Genomic DNA, 17,212 nt, shown 5'->3' with positions numbered 1-17,212 from the left:
TTATGATATCACAAATGTAAAGCAGATAAGCTCTATAACTTGTTAACTGCTATCAAACATTTGTTAATGAGTTGTTAATGATAAAAGATTAATAGATATTTTTGGATAATATTGCCTTGTAAAATGAAAATCAAAAAACTCAATATCATTATAACGCTGGGGTTTATCGCTATTATCGGTATTTTAATAGCTCAGCTGATCTGGGCTCGTCAGGCTTATAATCTTGAAGATAAGAAATTCAATCAAAAGGTAAATATTGCGTTGATGGAAGTCGCAGAAAAATTATCCGGTGGAAAAAGTTCTTTTACTGAAAATCCTGTTCAAAATATTGCCAACGATTATTATGTAGTTAACATTAACAATGAGTTTCATCCTGTAGTGCTTGAGTATTATCTGAAAACAGAATTCACCCGTCTTCAGATCAATACCGATTATGTATATGCTCTATACAACTGTCACAGTGATAAAATGATTTATGGAAAGTATATGACTACCCATCAGGAACAGCCCAGTAATAAGGTAATCAACTTTCCAAAGCATAAAAATCTCATCTATTATTTTTCTATCCGGTTTCCTGATAAAGCAACTTATCTGATCAGTTCGTTACGGTTCTGGTACTTGCTCACATTTGCTCTGATCATCATTCTTCTTGTATATGTATATTCTATCTATACGATCATTCAGCAGAAAAAATTCTCGGAATTACAGCGTGATTTCATTAATAATATGACACACGAGTTTAAAACACCTCTATCTTCAATCCTTTTGGCATCGGAAGCCCTCAATAAGCAGGAAATGGTGAAGGAAAATACTAAACTGCAAACCTATACCTCCATTATTATCGATCAAAGCTACAAACTTAACAGCCATATTGAAAAGATATTAAATCTTGCCCGAAATGATGCTTCAGGAATGTCATTAAAGCTTCAGAAAATTATATTACTCCTATTTGTACAGGATATTGCTGATGCTATACAGCAAAAAGACGAAGACCTCAGCATTCATATAGAAATTGACAACAGTACTTCAATCATGGCTGATGAATTTCATTTTACCAACATCATTTACAACATTCTAGATAATTCCATTAAATATTGTGAGGTAAAACCTACAATTGTGATTTCATCCTATAAAGATTCAAAAGGATTATATTTAAAGTTTAAAGACAATGGAATAGGAATCCCGGCTAAAAATATTTCTCATATTTTTGAGAAGTTTTACAGGATAAATACAAAAAGAAGTGAAGAGGTTAATGGCTTTGGATTAGGTTTGTTTTATGTAAAAAAAATTGTGCAGGAACATAACTGGAAAATTTCAGTTGAGAATAATGCGGACAAAGGAATTACCACCACTCTATTTTTCCCGTTTTAATTTGAATAAATACCTATGGAGAAATCTAAAATTTTATATGCGGAAGATGACAAAACGATTGCTTTCCTGATACAAGATAGCCTGGAAACGTATTATGACATCAGCTGCTATTCTGATGGAAAATCTGCTCTTGAAGCCTTTAGCGACCAAATTTTTGATATCTGCCTGCTGGATATTATGATGCCGGAACTGAACGGATTTGAAGTAGCTGAGCAGATTCGCCATAAAAACTCTGATATTCCCATCATTTTCATTTCAGCAAAAGCATTAAAAGAAGACCGCATAAAAGGGCTTAAAATAGGTGCTGATGATTATCTGGTAAAGCCTTTCAGCATAGAAGAACTCATCCTGAAAATTGAAGTTTTTCTGAAACGTTCGAAAAAAACCAACACATATTCTTCAAATTATAAAGTTGGGAAATATGACTTTGATCCCAAAAATTACACATTACAGGATACCGTGAGTACCATTAGTCTTACCCAAAGAGAATCTGAATTGCTTCTGTATTTTATCCGAAATAAGAATATGGTTCTAAAAAGGCAAGATATCCTGAAAGCTATTTGGGGGGATGATGATTATTTTATGGGGCGAAGTCTGGATGTATTTATTTCCAGATTACGCAAGGTATTGGCCGATGAACACGATATTCTGATCGAAAACCTTCATGGAATAGGTTTCCGCTTTTCTGAAAAAAACAAATACTAGACAAATTTCTTTCACAACAACACAGTAAATGATGATTTTAATTAATTTTAATCTTTGAAAATTTATCATTTAATGAAAAATCACACAACCTCTGTTTTTCTTTTTCTTTTATTTTCCAGCTTATACTGTAAAGCTCAAAAATTTGAAAAATTGTACCAATATGTAAATCCATTGATTGGTACTGAAAAAATGGGACACACCTATCCTGGTGCCACAGTTCCTTTTGGAGCAATACAACTAAGCCCTGAAACTGATTCTATTTCTTACGAACTTAACGGGAAATACAATGGTGAAGTGTACAAGTATTGTGCAGGATATCGTTATGAAGACAAAACCATCACAGGCTTCAGTTCTACTCACTTTAGTGGTACAGGACATTCTGATCTTGGCGATTTTCTGATCATGCCTACTGTAGGTAAACTTCAGCTTAACCCGGGAACAGCAACCCATCCTGAAAACGGATACAGAAGCAGATTTTCTCATCAGAACGAAAAAGCAGAAGCCGGATATTACCAGGTGAAACTTGACGACTACAACATTTTAGCAGAATTAACAGCTACTCCAAGAGTGGGAGTTCATCGATATACTTTCCCTAAATCTGATCAATCCCATATTATCTTGGATCTAATGGCAGGAATTTATAACTATGATGGAAAAAATGTTTGGACTTATGCCCGTGTAGAAAATGAAAATACCATTACAGGTTACAGACAAACCAATGGTTGGGCAAGAACCAGGACGGTTTATTTTGCGATGAAGTTTTCAAAATCATTTAAATCCTATGGGCAGAAAAGCTATGATGAAAAACAAGTATACAAAGGTTTCTGGCGAAAGTTTGATCAAACAAAAAATTTTCCTGAGATCGCAGGAAAGAATCTGAAAATGTACTTTGATTTTGATACTAATGAAAATGAAGCGATTGAAATAAAGCTTGCCATTTCCCCGGTAAGTCAGGCCAATGCTCTGGAAAACCTTGAAAAAGAAACAAGAAACTTATCTTTTGATCAGGTTAAAGCAAAAGCACAGGAAACATGGAACCAAGAGCTCAATAAAATAGTCATTAAAGGTTCTGATACCCAAAAGACTAATTTTTACACTGCCATGTATCACACATTTATCAACCCTACTACCTATATGGATGTAAACGGAGAGTATAAAGGATTGGATCAAAATGTACATAAAGCTGATGGTTTTACTAATTATACAACTTTCTCTCTATGGGACACCTATCGGGCGCTTCATCCATTCTTTAATATTATCCAGCCTAAGCGAAACAATGATATGGTGCGATCTATGATGGCACATTACAATCAGTTTTCAATGAAAATGCTCCCTATCTGGTCACATTATGCCAATGACAACTGGTGTATGAGCGGCTATCACAGTGTAAGTGTAGTAGCAGATGCCATCATTAAAGGAAATTATAATGGTGACCCAAAAGAAGCTTTGAAAGCCTGCGTAGCTACAGCCAACAAAAAAGATTATGAAGGCATCGGACAATATATTGACTTAGGGTATATTCCTGCAGAAAAAAACGGAACTTCAGTTTCAAATACCTTGGAATACGCGTATGACGATTGGGCTATTGCTCAACTTGCCAAACACCTTGGTGAAACAGAAATTTACAATCAGTTCATCAAACGCTCTGAAAACTGGAAAAATAATTTTGATAAAACCATTGGTTTTATGCGTCCACGTCTAGCCGATGGAAGTTTCAAAAAAGATTTTGATGTATTAAGTACACACGGACAAGGATTCATCGAAGGAAATTCATGGAACTACAGCTTTTTTGTTCCTCAAAACCCAGATGAGCTGATAACAATGATGGGCGGAAAAAAGAAATTTGCATCAAAGCTTGACGAATTATTTACGATGCATTTGCCTGATGAATTTTTTGCAGATACAGAAGATATTACCCGAGAAGGGATCATCGGTGGGTATGTTCATGGAAATGAACCGGCACATCATGTTGCTTATTTTTATAATTGGGCAGGCCAACCTTGGAAAACGCAATCACAGATCCGTCACATTCTTGAGATGCAATATAAAGCAACACCCGATGGATTAGGTGGGAATGATGATACCGGACAAATGAGTGCATGGTATATTTTAAGTTCATTAGGTTTTTATCCTGTAGCACCTGGCTCTGAAAATTATTCAATCGGAAGCCCTGCCATTGATAATGCTGTTTTGAATTTAGAAAATGGAAAGACTTTTGAGATTGAGGCCATCAATCAAAGCCCACAAAATGTATATGTTCAAAAGATTCTCTTAAATGGAAAAGAGATCAAGAATTTCACATTGAAGCATTCTGAGATCATGAATGGTGGAAAACTTACATTTTATATGGGAAATAAGGCTAAAAAATAGATTCTAAAGAATATTTCCTCTAGAATTTTATATTTAAATAAGCTCACGCAGATCATACAGATTGAGCAGATGATTGAGTCTAAAAACCTGTGTAATCTGTGAGAAATAAATATCCTCTACCATTTATTTTTAATCTACATATTGATAAGCTTTGGCTAAAGCCAATGGAATATCTAAAATAAAAAGCGGGCTAAAGCCCGCTTCTGTTGATTTTTATAATCTTATTCTTTTACTTCAAAAAACAATCTCTCTCCAAATTTCTCTTCAGCAATTTTCCCATTATCATAAACTAAATGTCCATTAACAAAAGTGTGAGTAACTTTAGTGTGAAAGTTCATTCCTTCCAGCGGGCTCCAGCCGCATTTGTAGAGTAAATTATCTTTGGATACTGTCCAGTCCGCATTCAAGTCTACCAAAACAAGATCCGCTTTATAACCTTCTTTTATAAATCCTCTTTTTTCCACTCTGAAAAGAATTGCCGGATTATGGCTCATTTTTTCTACTATCTTTTCTAGAGATATTTTTCCATTTTTATAATTTTCCAACATCACAACTAGTGAATGCTGTACTAATGGTGCCCCTGACGGACATTTTGTATACACATTATTCTTTTCTTCCGCAGTATGAGGAGCATGGTCTGTTGCTATAACATCAATTCTGTCATCCAACAAAGCTTCCCAAAGGGCATCTTTGTCTTTTTGTGTTTTTACAGCCGGGTTCCATTTGATTAAACCTCCTTTTGTATCATAATCTTCATTCGTGAAGGTAAGGTGGTGAACACATACTTCAGCTGTAATCTTTTTATCTTTTAATGGAATATCATTTCTGAAAAGTTCCATTTCCTTAGCCGTTGAAAGGTGAAAAACGTGAAGTCTTGCCCCTGTTTTCTGAGCCAGTTCAATAGCTTTTGATGAAGACTTATAGCAAGCTTCTTCACTTCTGATCAAATGATGGAACTTCACTGGAATATCTTCTCCATATTCATCCACATACTTTTGAGTATTGGCTCTAATAGTCGCTTCATCTTCACAATGAACAGCAATCAGCATTTTTGTATTACTGAAAATATTTTCAAGAGTCTCAGGGTTATCTACTAACATATTTCCTGTAGATGATCCTAGAAACAATTTTATTCCGGGAACATTTCTTGGATTTGTTTTTAAAACTTCCTCAAGGTTGTCATTTGTTCCTCCCATCATAAAGCCATAATTTGCATATGCTTTTTGAGAAGCTATTTCATATTTATCTGCCAATAACTCTTGAGTAACAGCATTAGGAACCGTATTAGGCTGATCAATGAAACTGGTTACCCCACCAGCAATCGCTGATCTTGATTCTGTTTCGATGTCTCCTTTATGGGTAAGTCCCGGATCGCGAAAATGCACCTGATCATCAATCACTCCCGGAAGAAGATACTTTCCAGAACCATCAATTACCTGATCTGCATCTTCAGAAATATCAGAAGCTATCTTTGAAATTAAGTCATTTTCTATTAAAATATCACTTTCAACGATCTTCCCTTCGTTGACAATATTTACATTTTTGATTAGGGTCTTCATTTTACTTTTTTAGAAATTAGATTAGAAATGAGAGGTTAGAAAGGAATCATGTTATCAATCAGAACAGATGAATACATACAAGCACTAGTTTATAACATCTTGCTTTTAACTTCTATAAAAAGCAAAATTAAGGTTTATGAATGAATTTTAATACCACTCGTAATAAATCAATTTCTAAATATTTACATTTGCATAAAATTTTTCGAATTGTATAAGAAATTATTAGGGCAAACAATTATTTATGGAGTAGGTGCTATCGCTCCAAGAATTATTTTATTCATCCTTAATCCACTTTTAATCTATAAAATTCCCAATGAGGGTTTTGCGATTTTCACACAGCTTTATGCGTGGATTTCATTTGTCAATATTATCCTTTCATTCGGTTTTGAAACTGCCTATTTTCGATTCTCTGCGGAAGATGACAATGAGAAAAAGACCTTTAATACTTCATTCTGGTTTTTGTTTTCAACCTCTTCCCTCTTCCTTGCCTTATGTTATTTATTCAATCAGCCCATTGCTGATTATTTAGGTTATCATGATAATCCTCAATATATTAAATGGTTTGCTTTAATTGCATTTTTTGACAACTTATTAGTCATTCCTTTTGCATGGCTTCGTTTTCATAATAAACCTATCAAATATTCGGCGATAAGAGTTTTCCAATCCATATTTCAAGCGGTTTTTACAGCGGCTCTATTCTTTTGGATTCCGGAAAATGTATCAAAAAGCTTTGGCTTAAACCAAAATGTAGATTATCCTTTCTTCAGTAATCTGGCGGGAAGTGCCTTAGGTTTCTTATTACTACTTCCTATAATACTCAAAGTAAGATTCCAATTCGTTACCTCATTATTCAAACGAATGATCAAATATTCATTCCCATTGATGTTGGCAGGTCTTGCTTTTATGGTGAACGAAAATTTCGATAAATCAATTCAAAGAAATCATATTTCAGATGAACAAGCCGGTGCTTATGGTGGTTGCTATAAATTAGCCGTATTGATGACCTTATTTGTTACCGCTTACCGAATGGGAATTGAACCTTTCTTTTTTAAACAAATGGACAAAGGTGATGCTAAGAAAACATATGCTAAAGTAGCAGAATACTTTGCTTTCTTTGCCTGTGCCGTAGCGTTAGGAATCATCGCCAATATTTCCTGGTTAAAAAGCGTTTTTATCCCCAACAAATCATATTGGATCGCTATAGACATTATCCCGATTATTGTTGTAGCAAATCTTTGCTTCGGAATATATTATAACTTTCCACCTGGTACAAAGTAACAGACAGAACGAGTGTTGGAACCGCAATTTCATGGATTGGGGCAGGGATTAATATTGCTTTGAATTATTTAGCCCTCTCTTATTACCACAGCATGATTGGTTCTGCATGGGCAACATTCGGAGCATATACCATCATGATGATTGTTTCTTATTGGCTGGGACAAAAATATTACCCAATTCCTTATAGAATGAAGAAAATGTCTTTCTTCTTACTATTACTAGGAGTCTTCAGTTTTATTATTGTAAAATATCTTAACTATAATATTTTAACAAGCAATTTATTATTCTTAATTTTCCTTGGAATTCTGATCTATTCTGAAAAAGATATGATCTTATCAAGAATCAGGAAGAATTAAACTTTGGTCTCTCTTTTGATAACCATTAAACTTAAAAACTAACAAAGCTGCTAAATATGATAAGCCTTAGATTTTAAAAATCTCGTAATTATTATTTTTAGCTAAAAATACACTACTTTTTAACAAAAAACATCGTTAAATCATCTATGAAAATTATAGTTCCTATGGCTGGACGTGGCTCCAGATTACGTCCACATACATTAACTGTTCCAAAACCACTTATTCCTATTGCAGGGAAACCTATTGTACAAAGATTGGTGGAGGATATTGCTAAAGTTGCAGGAGAAAAAATTGAAGAGGTAGCTTTTATTATCGGAGATTTTGGCGCTGAGATCGAAAAATCACTTCTTCAGATTGCTGAAAAGCTAGGAGCAAAAGGAAGTCTATATTATCAAAATGATCCTCTTGGAACGGCTCATGCTATCAAATGTGCAGAACAATCAATGACAGGTGATGTAGTGATTGCTTTTGCCGATACTCTTTTCCGTGCAGATTTCCAATTGGATAAAAATTCTGATGGAGTAATCTGGGTAAAAAGCGTAGAAGATCCATCCGCATTCGGAGTCGTAAAACTGGATAACTATGGTTTCATTACTGATTTCGTAGAGAAGCCACAAACATTTGTATCAGACCTTGCGATCATAGGAATCTACTATTTCAACAGTGCTGAAAAGCTAATGGATGAAATAAACTATATCATGGATAATGATATTAAAAATGGTGGCGAATACCAGCTTACTATGGCCTTGGAAAACCTTAGAGCCAAAGGAGCTAAGTTTACCCTTGGTAAAGTAAATGACTGGATGGACTGTGGTAACAAAAATGCTACCGTAGAAACCAACAGTAAAATCCTTGAATATGAAAAAGAAGAAATGAGCCATTATCCGGCTTCTTCAGTGATTGAAAACTCATTGATCATTCCTCCATGCTTCATTGGAGAAAATGTAAAGATCTCTAATTCTAAAGTAGGCCCTGGTGTTTCATTAGGAAACAATACAATTATTGTAAATTCTAACATTGAAAACTCTCTGATTCAGGAAAACACGAAAATCAACCACGGAAACCTTTCCAACTCAATGATTGGCAATTCTGCTCAGTATGTTGGAGTGGCAAGAGAAATTTCATTGGGAGATTATTCCGTTTTGGATTTTCTTTCCAAATAAGATTAAAATTTCTTTATTTTAAATAAGATAACGCCAAACCACACAAAATGTTTTGTGTGGTTTGGCGTTAATATTGCACCGTATTTTTTTAATTGAAAAAGATAAATACATGAAAAATTGGATCCCGCTTCTTTTATTGCTTCTTGCTTTATCATCCTGTAAAACCCGTAATGCGGTAAAAAATGATACAGGCAATACTCGAGACAGTATCAAAACAACAGAAGATAACAGAAACCCAAAAGACGTAAACCAATCGGTAAGGGATAAACTTACCTTTTACGAACATGTATTGATCCCGCCAAAATTTGACCAGATCAAAATAGACAGTAAAGTTCGTGTAGAAACAGGAAGCTTCATTCCTACATTGGATGCTACAATTTACATAGAAAATGATAAAAAGGTTTGGATGAACCTGAGAGCTCTGTTATTTAATGTAGCCCGAGGAATTGCTACTCCAGAAGGAATAAAAGGACAGGACAAAACCAGTAAAACCTACATTGATTCGGATTTTGATTATCTGAATAATCTCTTAAATGTAAATTTCATTGATTATAAATCCCTGGAGAAAATTTTATTGGGAAGAACCTTTGTAAAGATCAGTGACTCTCAATTTTCCCTTACTCAAAACGCACAAGGGTATAAAATGGTTTCTAATGTAAACCAGAAAATTGTAACCGATGAAAAGACCCGGGAATATAAAATTGCCTTGCAGTACGATACCAATTACGACTTATTAAGTGTCAACTTAAAAGATGTTTTATCTCCGGATGAGTTGGAAATATCATACAGTGACTGGAGTGAATACAATGGAATTCGCCTTCCACAAAATGTTAAAATAATTATAAAAGGCTCAAAATCTAGTCAAATTTTACTGGAAAATACGAAATTTGACTTTTCGAGGATGGAAACACCTTATTCTGTACCATCCAGTTATAAGAAAATTGAGATTAAATGATTAAAAAATTTAGCTTTTTAATAGGTGTTCTTATGTTTGGACTGCACCAGGGACAGCAGAAGAAAGAACAGCTGCAGAAGCAGAATGCCGAACTTAAAAAACAAATTGCACAAATAAATACAGATTTAGCTAAAACAAGAAGCGAATCTAAACTTTCTATAGCCTACCTTACCAGCGTTAATCAAAAGTTAGTCTTAAGAGAAAAAGTCTACAATAATACTCAAAAAGAAAAGAGATTTATTGAAGATGACATCTATCTGAAACAGCTTGAAATCAACCGCCAGAATAAGGAATTGGCCGTTCTGAGAAAGAACTATGCTGAAGTCTTGGTAAATGCTTATAAAAATAAAGGAGTACAGAATAAAGTAACCTTCATTCTTTCGGCTAAAAACATGGGCGAGGCGATCCGAAGAGTACAATATTTAAAGCAATATTCAGACTATCAGGATAAAAAGGCAGCCGAAATCAGTGATGCCGCCAACCAGATTAAAAAAACCATTACGCAAAGACAAAGCTCTGTAAAAGAGAAAGAAAACCTTCTGGTAAATCAACAGAAGGATTTAGCGACGATCAATGCAGAAAGAGCTCAGAAAGAGCAATTGGTCACTGATTTTAAAAAGAACGAAGCTAAACTTACTGTTGAACTGAAGCAAAAGCAGGTTCAATCTAAAGCGCTTGAAGGACAGATCAGAGCCATTATTGCGGAAGAGATCAGAATTGCAAAAGCGGAAGAAGAAGCCAGAAGAAAAGCAGAAGCGGAAAAAATACGTTTAGCAAAACTAGCTGCTGAAAGAGAAAAAGCAAGAATTGAAGCTGAAGCCAAAGCCAGAGCTGAAGCTTTAGAAAGAGAAAGAAGAATTGCTGAAGCTGAGGCTAAAAAAGCAGCAGAATTAGCGGCAAAAAGAGCTGAAGAAGAAAGAAAACGTAATGAAGAAGCGGCAAGATCAGAAGCCAATGCAAGAGATGAGGCCAGAAAAGTAGCTGCTAAAAAAGCATCTGATGAAGCAGCAGCCAATGCAAAAGCAGCAGCAGATAAATTAGCAGCAGCCAGAGCAGCAGAAGCAGCTTTAAACAAGAAAAAAGAAGAAGAGAAAAAAGCGGCAGAGTCTAAAGCCATGACAAGCTATGGAGTGACTACATCCACTGGAAGCAGTTTTGCTGACAACAGAGGAAGATTAGGATATCCTGCAGACAGAGCCGGACAGATCACTCACCGTTTTGGAAGACAGCCACACCCTGTTTTCAAAAATATTACCGAGGAAAACAATGGTATCAAAATTTCCGTACCATCAGGCACTCGTGCAAAATCTGTATATCCAGGATCTGTATCTTCAGTATTAGCTAACAATGATGGGACAAAAACTGTGATCATCAAACACGGAAACTACTTTACCATTTATTCCAACTTAGGAAGTGTAGGGGTTTCTAAAGGACAACAAGTTTCTGCAGGAACTCCGGTAGGAACTGTAGCTCAGGATTTTGACGGTGCTTACACCCTTGATTTCCAAGTATGGAACGGAAGCACACCAGTTGATCCATTAGGTTGGATTTCATATTAAAAAAAGTGTAACTTTGCAAAAATTTAAGAGATGAATACACTAACAATACTTGCCTTATCTTGGCAACATATCCTTATCGTAGCGATACTATTAGTATTGCTTTTTGGAGGAAAGAAAATTCCAGAACTAATGAGAGGAGTTGGTTCAGGGATCAAAGAATTTAAAGATGCGGTAAAAGAAGAAGACAAACCAGGTTCTGAAAATAAATCGTCTTCTACAAAAGATAATTCTACAAGTAACTAAAATTCCTTAGAATTAATGAAATTTACTGAGACTGCATGGAAAGTCTTCAATCAATCTATTGAAGACTATCACGTGTCTGATGACGTTAACACTCTAATTAATAACCCGTTCGAAAAAGATAGTTTGGAACGGATTTTGTATGCAAAGAACTGGATTGATACCGTTCAATGGCATCTGGAAGATATAATTAGAGATGAAAATATTGATCCGGCTGAAGCTCTTCAATTGAAAAGAACAATAGACGCCTCCAATCAGAAAAGAACTGATCTGGTAGAATATATTGACAGCTGGTTCCTTAATAAGTTTGAAAATATAACTCCTAAACCTGAAGCAAAGATAAATACCGAAACTCCCGCTTGGGCAGTAGACAGATTATCCATCCTTGCATTAAAGGTCTATCATATGTCATTAGAAGCCAATAGAGAATCCGCTTCTGAGGAACACAGAAACAACTGCCAGGCTAAACTGGATGTTCTGCTTGCTCAGAAGGAAGATCTATCAACTTCTATAGACCAGTTGCTTGCTGATATTGAAAACGGTAACGTTAAGACGAAAGTATACAAACAAATGAAAATGTATAATGATGAAAGTCTTAACCCAATCCTTTATCAAAAAGGGCAACAAAAATGAAAAGACTAGTTTTTTTTGGAGTACTAATACTATTAACATCTTCCTGCGCAACGGAAAAGCTTAACCTTTCTCCGCTGTCAAATAATTTTTATAGCGATACAAAGGGCTCTGATTCTGATAGAGGCTCCAAAAAGAGTTTTAATATCAATATCAAGGAAAACGTAAACGCTTCTGAAATATCAAATATTATCTCAACTTTTCCTAAGTTTAAAAACAATGGGCTAAATGATGAGGTCACAAGTTTGAAGTACAGCCTTCAGAATTATTTATATGCTATTGACGCTAATAATTCTGCAGGAAAAAGCAGAGCTCTGAAAAGCTTCGAAAAATCATATAAGAAAATTCAAAAGCAAAGACAAAGCCTTGAAAAAGATGATGATGAAGTTCTTAACAGATATTTGGTACGTTTAAAAACCAATATTTCCGTTATTGAAGATGCTTTACCAGGAAGTTAAAAACTAATTGAACTATCAATGATTAAAACTCAGGCGGAAGCCAATGTTCCTACAGAACACGGCAATTTCCGAATGATCGCTTTCTCGGAAAATGAAAATGACTGGATGCCTCATATGGCTATTATCGCGGAAAACACAGATTTTTCAAAACCTGTGAATGTGCGTTTCCATTCAGAATGTATTACCGGAGAAGTTTTCCATTCAAAAAAATGTGAATGCGGCCAGCAATTGGATGCGGCAATGAAATACATCCACGAAAACGGAGGTATCATTATTTATCTTCGTCAGGAAGGTCGTAATATTGGCATCATCAATAAATTAAAGGCATATTCATTACAGGAAAAAGGTCTTGATACAGTACAAGCCAATCTTGAACTGGGACTACCTGCAGATGACAGAAATTTTGGAGTAGCCATTGAAATTCTTAATCTATTGGATGTAAAAGATGTTAACCTTTTGACCAATAATCCTGAAAAGGTAAAATATGTGGTTGAAAGCAATGTACATCTCAACTCAAGGATTCCATTACAGATTCCAGCCAATGAGATGAGTAAAGGCTATTTAAAAACAAAAAAAGATTTCTTTGGTCATCTACTCGATGACAATGATAACTAGATAAAATAAGAGCTTCAGAATACATTCTGAAGCTCTTTTATTTGGAATATATCTCTACAGATAAAATAGTCCATAAATACATCCCTATACCAGCTTTAAGGCTTGAAAAAACGATCAAAATTGAATAGAGCTAAAGATCCATTCATTTCTATTTTTATTCAATAATAATATACTAAGTCCAGAAAAGTAAAATGTATTAAAAACTTTGTTATTGATTTTTGACTGATTATAATTCTGACAAGAGCTCACAAGTTTTGTAATGATCTATAAAAAGCATTTATCAAACCTTTCTTCCGGTTCATCTTTATCCTAAAATCAAAAGCCCCGGAAGAGAACTCCCGAAGCTTTTTTAATTATAAAAAACTGAAAAGATATTTCTTAATTAGTGTGCGTTGATCGTCTTAATTTTAGACTCATCAAGATTATAATATTTTACTACAGCATTATAATCACTGAAATCAACACTGCTGCTTGTTTTTGCAGTCTTTTTCGCTGGATCAGCTGGTACTAATACAATTCTGAAAGTTTGATCGTTCAGATATTTAGTTGCTTCTGCAGAAGACATGGTTCCAAGGGTAAAGCTTGGATCATCAATTCTTACCTGAACTGCTTTGTTATCGAAAACAAAATTGTAATCAAATTTTCTTGGTGAAACAGAAGTTGATGGATCTACATAAATTGTTTTAGGAATTTGTTGCCAAACACCATCTGCTTTTCTATATACTAATACAACATCTGTTGTAGCAATACTAATATCTGCAGTCAATGCATACTTATTACCAGCATTAAATGTTCCTGTAGCATCCATCATGATTGGGAATGTATCATTATCCACTGGGTTTGGATTAGGTACTACAACTGGATCGTTGTTGCTATTATCACAACTGTATGTTAAGAATCCTAAACCTGCTAATAATATAAGTGGAAGAATTTTTTTCATTTTTATAAATGTTTAGTTATTATTTATATTCCGTATTCAAATCATATACCAAAAATTTCAAAAACTTTGTTTTCGTCAATTTTTTTAATTGTATTTTTGTTCTTATTCAAAAAGTCATGAAGAAATTATTATATACTTCACTCTTTATTGCAGCATTGATCAGTCCTAGGATTAATGCCCAATATCAGCCTAAAAATACTTCAAAAGAAGATTTAAAAAAGGCTCAGCAATGGGTTGAAAAAACGTATAAAAATCTTTCACAAGATGAAAAGCTAGGTCAGCTTTTTATTGTTGCATTATATACTAATAAAGGAGAAGACTATATCAGCCAGGTAAGAAATATTGTTACCAATGATAAAATCGGAGGTTTAATCCTGATGCAGGACGATGCCGCAAGAGAAATTAACCTGGTTAATGAATTCCAGCAGAAGTCAAAAGTTCCTTTGATGATCGGAATGGATGCAGAATGGGGTTTATTCCAGAGAATCGCAACAGCACATAAATTTCCATGGGCAATGACTTTGGGAGCTATTCAGGATAAGAATCTCGTCTATCAGATGTCAGCAAAAATTGCAGAAGACTGTCATAGAATGGGAATTAACTGGGATTTTGCTCCAGTAGTAGATGTCAATACCAATCCCAACAATCCTATTATCGGCAACAGAAGTTTCGGATCTGAGGTAGATAATGTGATTCATTCTGCCCTATCCTATTCTAACGGACTTCAGGATAATAATATCTTAGCAGCCATCAAGCATTTCCCTGGTCACGGGGATACCAATACGGATTCTCACCTTGATCTTCCAGTGGTTTCCCACAATATGGAAAGATTAAACTCAATAGAACTGGCACCTTTCAAAGCATTAATGGATAAAGGAATTGGTGGTGTTATGGTCGCTCATTTATATGTTCCAAGTTTAGAATCTGGAAAAGGAATCCCTGCTTCAGTTTCTAAAAACATCATCACAGGATTATTGAAAGACAAACTTGGGTATAAAGGCCTTATCATCACAGACGCTTTAAATATGGGTGCTGTTGCCAACAAATACAAACCGGGAGAGCTAGATGCTATGGCTTTTAAAGCCGGAAATGATATCATGCTTTTCTCTCAAGGCGTTTCTGAAGGTAAAAATTAATTCAGAAGGCCATTGACAACAAAGAGATTTCGCAATCCAGAGTAGAAGAAAGCGTAAAGAAAATTCTTTTAACAAAATATTTCTTAGGACTTACTCAATACACTCCTAAAAACCCTGAGAACATCAATACTGATTTGAATAATGATTCCCATAAAACTTTGGTTCAGAACCTTTATTCTAATGCATTGACTTTACTAAAGGATGAAAAGAAACTGCTTCCTTTAACTGGAAAACAGACTTATTACATTCCTTTAGAAGAAGCACCTTATCAGACATTTGCTAATAGAATGGGATCTAATATTATTATTAAAAAGGCAGGCGAAATCAGCACAATCCCTTCCGGATCTACAGTGATTGTAGGTATTCATAAGGATAATTCAACAGCTTATAAACCATATAAAATCTCTGCAGAATCGAAGAAAGTTCTTGCTGACCTTAGTAAAAATCAAAATGTGATTCTTAGTGTATTCGGAAGTGCTTATGCTCTAAAGGATATTGATCTTTCAAAGGTTTCAACAGTTCTTGTTTCTTATGAAAACAATGATGATTCCATGAATGCAACAGCGGATGCTTTAAATGGAAAAACAAAAATATGGGGCAGACTTCCTGTATTGGTCAATGACCAATTAAAAGCAGGAATGGGTATGGATCTGAATCCTGTTTCCCCAATGATCACAAAATAAAAACAACATCAAAACAACAATAATCTAATGAAAATAGGCATACTTTGCTATCCAACTTATGGCGGAAGCGGAATTGTAGCAACAGAACTGGGAATGTCCCTTGCCAATAAAGGATATGAAGTTCATTTTATCAGCTCAGCTCTTCCTGCGAGATTAGACATTACTAATCCGAATATTTTCTTTCACAGGGTAAATGTTCAGACCTATCCACTTTTCCAATATCAACCTTATGATATTGCATTAAGTTCTATGATCTACAGGGTTGTTAATCTATATAAACTGGATCTTTTACATGCTCATTATGCGATTCCTTATGCATATGCAGCATTTACAGCTAAACAGATGCTACAGGAAGACAATAATGATATTCCTCTGGTGACTACTTTGCATGGTACAGATATTACTCTTGTAGGGCAGCATCCGAGTTATAAACATGCTGTAGAATTTTCCATCAATCAGTCGGACGCTATTACTTCGGTATCTGAAAGCTTGAAAAAGGATACGCTTCAGTTTTTTAATATCAAAAAGGAAATCCAGGTGATTACTAACTTTATTGATAATACTGAATTTGACGACTGTACAGAATGTCAGAGGACTCAATTTGCCAATCCTGATGAGAAAATATTGATCCACGTATCGAACCTTCGTCCCGTAAAGCGTGTGGATGAAGTATTACAGATCTTTAAAAATGTTGAAAAAAAGGTAAAATCCAAACTTATCATTATTGGTGAAGGCCCGGATATGGAAAAAGTGAATCAATTCCTTGAAGAAAATCCTGAGCTTATTTCAAAAATCCGTCTGTTGGGGAAAGTAAATGATCTTTATAAAATCCTACAGCTTTCTGATGTATTTTTACTTCCGTCAGAACAAGAAAGCTTTGGTTTGGCAGCATTGGAAGCAATGGCAGCCTATACTCCGGTAATCAGCTCCAATGCAGGAGGTATTCCTGAAGTAAATATCCAGGGAGAGACAGGATATCTGGCTGAAATCGGAAATGTAGAAGCGATGAGCAACTACACGATTAAGCTCTTAAGCAATGAGGAACTTTTAACCAAAATGAAAGAAAATGCGAAAGAGCAGGCTATAAAGTTCGATTTGAAAAACATTCTTCCTATATACGAGAAAATGTATAGAACAACTATCGAAAATTTTAAAAAGGAGTTGACGAAAGTATAATATTTCTATTATATTTAT

General features: G+C 34.8%; 13 protein-coding genes and 2 pseudogenes. 13 read left to right on the top strand and 2 right to left on the bottom strand.

The window, feature by feature from the left end; all coding sequences use genetic code 11:
* The first annotated feature begins 123 nt into the window (after positions 1 to 123).
* The 3 genes from QWZ06_RS23165 to QWZ06_RS23155 all read left to right on the top strand — a co-directional run bounded on the left by QWZ06_RS23165 (position 124) and on the right by QWZ06_RS23155 (position 4,446).
* Positions 124 to 1,371 (top strand): sensor histidine kinase, encoded by a 1,248-nt coding sequence (locus QWZ06_RS23165; protein ID WP_290301482.1) that lies wholly within the window; start codon positions 124 to 126, stop codon positions 1,369 to 1,371.
* A gap of 15 nt (positions 1,372 to 1,386) precedes the next feature.
* Positions 1,387 to 2,076: a response regulator transcription factor gene (locus tag QWZ06_RS23160; RefSeq protein WP_290301479.1), complete on the top strand. Its 690-nt coding sequence runs from the start codon at positions 1,387 to 1,389 to the stop codon at positions 2,074 to 2,076.
* Between the two features lie 72 nt (positions 2,077 to 2,148).
* On the top strand, positions 2,149 to 4,446 hold the full coding sequence (locus QWZ06_RS23155) for a GH92 family glycosyl hydrolase (protein WP_290301478.1): 2,298 nt from the start codon (positions 2,149 to 2,151) through the stop codon (positions 4,444 to 4,446).
* Positions 4,447 to 4,667: 221 nt separating this feature from the next.
* Here the strand turns inward: QWZ06_RS23155 and QWZ06_RS23150 are convergent, their stop codons facing one another.
* Entirely contained in the window at positions 4,668 to 6,005 is a 1,338-nt protein-coding gene (locus QWZ06_RS23150) for a dihydroorotase (RefSeq protein WP_290301475.1), read from the bottom strand.
* Positions 6,006 to 6,212: 207 nt separating this feature from the next.
* Here QWZ06_RS23150 and QWZ06_RS23145 point away from each other — a divergent pair.
* The 8 genes and pseudogenes from QWZ06_RS23145 (at position 6,213) to ribA (ending at position 13,259) form a co-directional block, all read left to right on the top strand.
* Positions 6,213 to 7,639: pseudogene (locus tag QWZ06_RS23145) on the top strand (lipopolysaccharide biosynthesis protein).
* 146 nt (positions 7,640 to 7,785) lie between these two features.
* A complete protein-coding gene (locus QWZ06_RS23140) occupies positions 7,786 to 8,802 on the top strand; it encodes a sugar phosphate nucleotidyltransferase (RefSeq protein WP_290301474.1) in 1,017 nt (338 codons plus the stop codon).
* Positions 8,803 to 8,911: 109 nt separating this feature from the next.
* Complete coding sequence (gene lolB1 / locus QWZ06_RS23135; RefSeq protein ID WP_290301470.1) at positions 8,912 to 9,757, top strand: lipoprotein insertase outer membrane protein LolB1; 846 nt, start codon at positions 8,912 to 8,914, stop codon at positions 9,755 to 9,757.
* Complete coding sequence (locus QWZ06_RS23130; RefSeq protein ID WP_290301468.1) at positions 9,754 to 11,316, top strand: M23 family metallopeptidase; 1,563 nt, start codon at positions 9,754 to 9,756, stop codon at positions 11,314 to 11,316. Before lolB1 ends, QWZ06_RS23130 begins: the two co-directional genes overlap by 4 nt.
* A gap of 30 nt (positions 11,317 to 11,346) precedes the next feature.
* Positions 11,347 to 11,559 carry a twin-arginine translocase TatA/TatE family subunit gene (locus QWZ06_RS23125; RefSeq protein ID WP_290301466.1) on the top strand — a complete coding sequence of 71 codons (213 nt, stop codon included), beginning with the start codon at positions 11,347 to 11,349 and terminating at the stop codon, positions 11,557 to 11,559.
* A 15-nt stretch (positions 11,560 to 11,574) separates the two neighbouring features.
* Positions 11,575 to 12,189 carry a DUF4254 domain-containing protein gene (locus QWZ06_RS23120; RefSeq protein ID WP_290301463.1) on the top strand — a complete coding sequence of 205 codons (615 nt, stop codon included), beginning with the start codon at positions 11,575 to 11,577 and terminating at the stop codon, positions 12,187 to 12,189.
* Positions 12,186 to 12,644, top strand: a complete 459-nt coding sequence (locus QWZ06_RS23115) for a hypothetical protein (protein WP_290301460.1) — start codon at positions 12,186 to 12,188, stop codon at positions 12,642 to 12,644. Before QWZ06_RS23120 ends, QWZ06_RS23115 begins: the two co-directional genes overlap by 4 nt.
* Positions 12,645 to 12,662: 18 nt before the next feature.
* Positions 12,663 to 13,259, top strand: coding sequence for a GTP cyclohydrolase II (ribA, locus tag QWZ06_RS23110; RefSeq protein WP_290301458.1), 597 nt, complete (start codon positions 12,663 to 12,665; stop codon positions 13,257 to 13,259).
* A gap of 382 nt (positions 13,260 to 13,641) precedes the next feature.
* On the opposite strand, the gene QWZ06_RS23105 is transcribed toward ribA, so the two are convergent.
* Positions 13,642 to 14,199, bottom strand: a complete 558-nt coding sequence (locus QWZ06_RS23105) for a hypothetical protein (protein ID WP_290301456.1) — start codon at positions 14,197 to 14,199, stop codon at positions 13,642 to 13,644.
* 116 nt (positions 14,200 to 14,315) lie between these two features.
* Between QWZ06_RS23105 and QWZ06_RS23100 the strand changes: the two are divergent.
* Together QWZ06_RS23100 and bshA are read left to right on the top strand one after the other, a co-directional pair.
* Positions 14,316 to 16,018 (top strand): annotated as a pseudogene (locus tag QWZ06_RS23100) (glycoside hydrolase family 3 protein).
* Between the two features lie 27 nt (positions 16,019 to 16,045).
* Positions 16,046 to 17,194, top strand: a complete 1,149-nt coding sequence (gene bshA, locus QWZ06_RS23095; RefSeq protein WP_290301454.1) for an N-acetyl-alpha-D-glucosaminyl L-malate synthase BshA — start codon at positions 16,046 to 16,048, stop codon at positions 17,192 to 17,194.
* The last annotated feature ends 18 nt before the right edge of the window (positions 17,195 to 17,212 follow it).

Source organism: Chryseobacterium tructae (assembly GCF_030409875.1).
GTDB classification, from domain to species: domain Bacteria; phylum Bacteroidota; class Bacteroidia; order Flavobacteriales; family Weeksellaceae; genus Chryseobacterium; species Chryseobacterium tructae.
Note: the sequence above shows the minus strand (reverse complement) of the source record. Positions and strands in the feature narration are given on the sequence as shown.

Excerpts from the sequence above, each read along its gene's own strand:
- bshA (WP_290301454.1), top strand. The coding sequence starts at position 16,046 with ATGAAAATAGGCATACTTTGCTATCCAACTTATGGCGGAAGCGGAATT.
- lolB1 (WP_290301470.1), top strand. The coding sequence starts at position 8,912 with ATGAAAAATTGGATCCCGCTTCTTTTATTGCTTCTTGCTTTATCATCC.
- QWZ06_RS23105 (WP_290301456.1), bottom strand. The coding sequence starts at position 14,199 with ATGAAAAAAATTCTTCCACTTATATTATTAGCAGGTTTAGGATTCTTA.
- QWZ06_RS23120 (WP_290301463.1), top strand. The coding sequence starts at position 11,575 with ATGAAATTTACTGAGACTGCATGGAAAGTCTTCAATCAATCTATTGAA.
- QWZ06_RS23150 (WP_290301475.1), bottom strand. The coding sequence starts at position 6,005 with ATGAAGACCCTAATCAAAAATGTAAATATTGTCAACGAAGGGAAGATC.
- ribA (WP_290301458.1), top strand. The coding sequence starts at position 12,663 with ATGATTAAAACTCAGGCGGAAGCCAATGTTCCTACAGAACACGGCAAT.
- QWZ06_RS23160 (WP_290301479.1), top strand. The coding sequence starts at position 1,387 with ATGGAGAAATCTAAAATTTTATATGCGGAAGATGACAAAACGATTGCT.
- QWZ06_RS23165 (WP_290301482.1), top strand. The coding sequence starts at position 124 with ATGAAAATCAAAAAACTCAATATCATTATAACGCTGGGGTTTATCGCT.
- QWZ06_RS23125 (WP_290301466.1), top strand. The coding sequence starts at position 11,347 with ATGAATACACTAACAATACTTGCCTTATCTTGGCAACATATCCTTATC.
- QWZ06_RS23155 (WP_290301478.1), top strand. The coding sequence starts at position 2,149 with ATGAAAAATCACACAACCTCTGTTTTTCTTTTTCTTTTATTTTCCAGC.
- QWZ06_RS23140 (WP_290301474.1), top strand. The coding sequence starts at position 7,786 with ATGAAAATTATAGTTCCTATGGCTGGACGTGGCTCCAGATTACGTCCA.
- QWZ06_RS23115 (WP_290301460.1), top strand. The coding sequence starts at position 12,186 with ATGAAAAGACTAGTTTTTTTTGGAGTACTAATACTATTAACATCTTCC.
- QWZ06_RS23130 (WP_290301468.1), top strand. The coding sequence starts at position 9,754 with ATGATTAAAAAATTTAGCTTTTTAATAGGTGTTCTTATGTTTGGACTG.